This is a genomic window from Mesorhizobium sp. WSM3868 (assembly GCF_002294785.1).
Lineage (GTDB): Bacteria > Pseudomonadota > Alphaproteobacteria > Rhizobiales > Rhizobiaceae > Mesorhizobium.
Genome location: NZ_NSGB01000040.1, coordinates 1 through 3,600, shown reverse-complemented (window position 1 = coordinate 3,600; position 3,600 = coordinate 1). Strand labels below are relative to the sequence as shown.

The window sequence follows — 3,600 nt, the reverse complement described above, 5'->3', positions numbered from 1 at the left end:
ATGCGGACATGTCGGCGCAACTTGGCTAGCTCGGTGGTGGGGTCCAATGATGAGATCCTCTCGAGCAGGGTTGAAAAACCAACGCATGAGCCTGCGAATTGCTCCGATCTCGCACCTTGGCAAGCAAAGTGACGCGGATGAGTAGGAGCGCTCTGCGTATGCGATCAGAACAACGAGTTGCTGCCTAGCCGAGTTTGCGACGTTCCTCGTGAAGTCAGCCTTCGCCTGTTTTTTAGGCGAGATCAGAGCCTGTATGACCGACAGGCTAAAGGGTTTCGGCTGCCGTCAGGCCTACGAAAGCCTCTCATGCAAGAACCGCCCTATGTGGCTTTGTGTCTCGGGTGTGCCAGCGTCTGTCGCGACGTCCGCATGAGGCGCCCGTGGCTGGTCAAGCGTGGGGCCTCTGGGCCAGGTCGGAGAGCTTCTTGCGGTGATGCCCGACAGGCTTCACGTGCCTGACGCCCGGCGCCAAGGCGATGCGCATAGCGCGCTGATCGCAACGGTCGCGGCTGGCAGGGTGATTGGGCTCTGCCCGACCGTTAGGGAACGCTTGTGCTGCTTGAGACCGAAACGCATCAGGTTCGATCCTCGATATGAACCTTCGGGGTGAACTGGTCAGGGGGCTCGGCGCGCCTATGACAAGCCGGAGCGGTCCGTGGCAACGTGCTGGCGGGCATACCCGACCCCGGCAAACCGGCGCGAGCGGCACCTGCTGGAGCGCTGATGCGCGCTGAGCGCTGCAGAGGCAATGAGCGCAGGCGCCATTCGGAAAGTGGGCTGATTTCGCAATTACCGCGGTCGCGATCCATCAAGAGTTGGTCGCAGTCGGCCTAAGTGAGCTCAAAACAGAAATCGCAGATCAGGTCGGCAACTTTTACCGCTTCAAAATCGGTCATGTGTGCCGCTGTCTCAACCGCGGCCGTGACCAAGTCGTCCTGATCAACGGCCAGGAGGTCCAAAATTCTTGCAAACTTAAGCTTCAGCTCCAGGTCGCCCGCGAACTCGTCGAGGGTCACGTTGAGGATACTCTCGTTCGCTTCGATCAGCCGCGTTTGAATGCCATCCGACGATGCGGCCAGTGCCCTTACGGCTGCGAAGAAATGCCCTCGCGCGTTTGAATATTTTTCCACCATCGGTCACCGCCGGTCGTGATTGAGGATTGGGTTCGTCGTCGGATGTTGCACTATGCTCGGCCAGAGAGCCTTCTGGCCAGCCGCGTGCCTTCCCTACGGTCAGGCTGCAACGCGCCGCTTTGCCGATGCACGTTTAGCCTTTGGCAAACCGGCGGGGGCGGCAGCTTCTTTGGCCAGCCGAGCCAGTCTGAGCCGCTGCGTCTTTGACTCGCGCTCTGCGGTCTCTTTGTCCATGATCTCTCGTGCGGCTTGTGTGGTCGCGTCGCCCTTGCTCTCCCTAGCTGTCGGCTTCGGCTTGAACACGGCTTCAGCAATTGCATTGCGCATCATAGGTTCCTTAAACGAAAAAAGGCCGGGCGGGCCCGACCTTTCCAAAACGCCTCGACGGCCAGTGCCAGTACATCCGTGGTCAAGGGCCAGAAGCGGTATCCTTTAGGCGGCCCGAAGATTCTCGGCCGCGCTCTTGCCATTGCGGCGGTCCTGCACCACATCGAAGCTCAGCTTCTGACCTTCTACGATTGTGCGCATACCGGCACGCTCAACAGCCGTGATGTGGACAAACACGTCCGCGCCGCCCGTTTCAGGAGCAATAAAGCCGAAGCCCTTGGTCGAATTGAAGAACTTTACGGTTCCAGTGTTCATAGCGATTTCCTTTCAAATCGGCATAGAAATTCGCGTCTGGCGACATGCCAAACGTCATATAGTCGAGATTTGAGAGGAAGATCGTTGGGCGCCGGAGCGCAAAAACAAGTTCAACAGCAAACATCGATTGCAGATACATAGGCTTGAATGACCGCCAACGCAAGCCTCTCCGACCATCATGGCTGTAGGCGGTCTGCGGGCAGCGGCTCCTTCCTCGGTGTCGTCGAAGGTGACCTTGGGTTCCAGTGCCCTCGCCCGCTGCGGCTCTCGAGTTCGTGCGGCGTCTGGCCCTTGCTGCTGTAACCGGCAACGGTGGCATGCACCTGCAGAACTGGCCGCTGATCTATCGAGGAGACGGCAACAGCGCGGGGCTCGCTCCGATTTATGACATGCTGTCAACCGTGCCGTATATTCCCACCGACGCGATGGCGCTGTCACTTGCGGGACCGCCTCGCGGTGGAAAAAGTTTGCCTACGTGCACGACTACCGGAACGGGCTAGACGATGGACGAGAATAGTTGCTGGCTTCGAGATATCGACGATGGAGCCCTAAATAGCCAGCAACTTCCTCCTGGTGAATGACCGAAATGGACCGTAAGCAGACCGGCAGCTTCGCGTTCCGAACCTTTCAGGAGCGGACATTCAGGTCCGCGCCGGCACCCGTCGTGACGTGATCCAAAGCCCACGGCCGATCATTGCGATCGAGTCAACCGCTAAGCGGCCAAAAGCCGTCCCGTGGTGACAAGGTCCGCTTAGCGAGAAATCACCTTGCTCGACTTCCCGGTAGACGATCTTCAAAAGTTGGCAACTGCTTCCATGGCTACTATGGCGGCGCTCGTTCGCTTCATTAAGCGGAGCGCAAGCGACGAAGGGCGAGGAACATGAAATGATTGCGTTGTTCGATAGCGATTGCAGCCTTGTCGCTTGGCTTCACGATAGTGGCAACATTTTCGACACGGGCTTGGAATTCGTGGCCTTTGTACGAGGCGGGAACGTATTTAGCGCTTCCAATCTGAGTTGGCTGGGCCCGATCGACTATACCACGCTGATGGATCGAGCTGGGCGACCTGTCACATTCGGAAGCGGCCATGCCCCAATGAGCCGGCCCGATCCATTGCAGCCCCTGAACCCGTTGAAACCCCTGAGGCCGCTGCGACCCCTGAAGCCTCTCACTCCACTCAATCCAATGACGCCACACGTGCCCCTGGGGGGCTGGTCGACTTTAAGTTTCGCGGAATATCTTGCCGGATAAAAAGGCCCGGAAGCCGATGCCGCCGGCCTGATTAACCAGATCGAGAAGGCTAAGGCTGCGATCGAAACAAATTCCAGCCGAGACCGTTTGGTTGGAAGTGTCAAGAGTCCCAAGCCGCATGCCCACTTATCACTTCCATGTCGACAACGGGACCTTCGTTCCCGACGCGAACGGCGTAGAACTCCTCGACTTGGCCGCCGCTCAGGTCGAGGCAGTGCGCGCCGCGGGCAAAATGATAAATGAGGCAAAGCAGTCCTTCTGGAACCATCAGACGCCGTGGATCATGCATGTGACGGACGGCGAAAACCGTCTGTTGTTCTCACTTCAGTTCGGGGCGAAGGTCCCCTCGGGCGACGCCCTGTATATCCCGAGAGCCGAGGCCAGCTCCGCCGACCAAAAAGAAAGCCCGGCCGCCTAAGCAGCCGGGCAGTTCAACTGTTCGCTCGGTTGTAGAACCGCGATCCCGGCCAGATCCACCAGCATCACTGACGGCCTAGCAGGCTGTTGAAGAAGTTCTGGCGCGGTTGTTTGGAGCGTGATTCACTGGTTGCCCTGATGATTTGGGGACCGTGGA

4 protein-coding genes and 1 pseudogene are annotated in these 3,600 nt (G+C 58.7%); 2 read left to right on the top strand and 3 right to left on the bottom strand.

The annotated features are described in order from the left end of the window. Positions 1 to 830: 830 nt before the first annotated feature. The 3 genes from CK221_RS29355 to CK221_RS29345 form a co-directional block, all read right to left on the bottom strand. On the bottom strand, positions 831 to 1,133 hold the full coding sequence (locus CK221_RS29355) for a hypothetical protein (protein WP_066998590.1): 303 nt from the start codon (positions 1,131 to 1,133) through the stop codon (positions 831 to 833). A 99-nt stretch (positions 1,134 to 1,232) separates the two neighbouring features. Continuing rightward, the gene (locus CK221_RS29350; RefSeq protein WP_095780261.1) at positions 1,233 to 1,460 is read right to left on the bottom strand and encodes a hypothetical protein; all 228 of its coding nucleotides are present in this window, start codon (positions 1,458 to 1,460) and stop codon (positions 1,233 to 1,235) included. Between the two features lie 105 nt (positions 1,461 to 1,565). After that, positions 1,566 to 1,775, bottom strand: coding sequence for a cold-shock protein (locus CK221_RS29345; RefSeq protein WP_066997278.1), 210 nt, complete (start codon positions 1,773 to 1,775; stop codon positions 1,566 to 1,568). A 251-nt stretch (positions 1,776 to 2,026) separates the two neighbouring features. Here CK221_RS29345 and CK221_RS29340 point away from each other — a divergent pair. Both CK221_RS29340 and CK221_RS29330 read left to right on the top strand, forming a co-directional pair. Further along, positions 2,027 to 2,273 (top strand): annotated as a pseudogene (locus CK221_RS29340) (HipA domain-containing protein); the annotation flags it as partial. A gap of 871 nt (positions 2,274 to 3,144) precedes the next feature. Then, positions 3,145 to 3,444: a hypothetical protein gene (locus tag CK221_RS29330; RefSeq protein ID WP_095780258.1), complete on the top strand. Its 300-nt coding sequence runs from the start codon at positions 3,145 to 3,147 to the stop codon at positions 3,442 to 3,444. Positions 3,445 to 3,600: the final 156 nt, after the last annotated feature.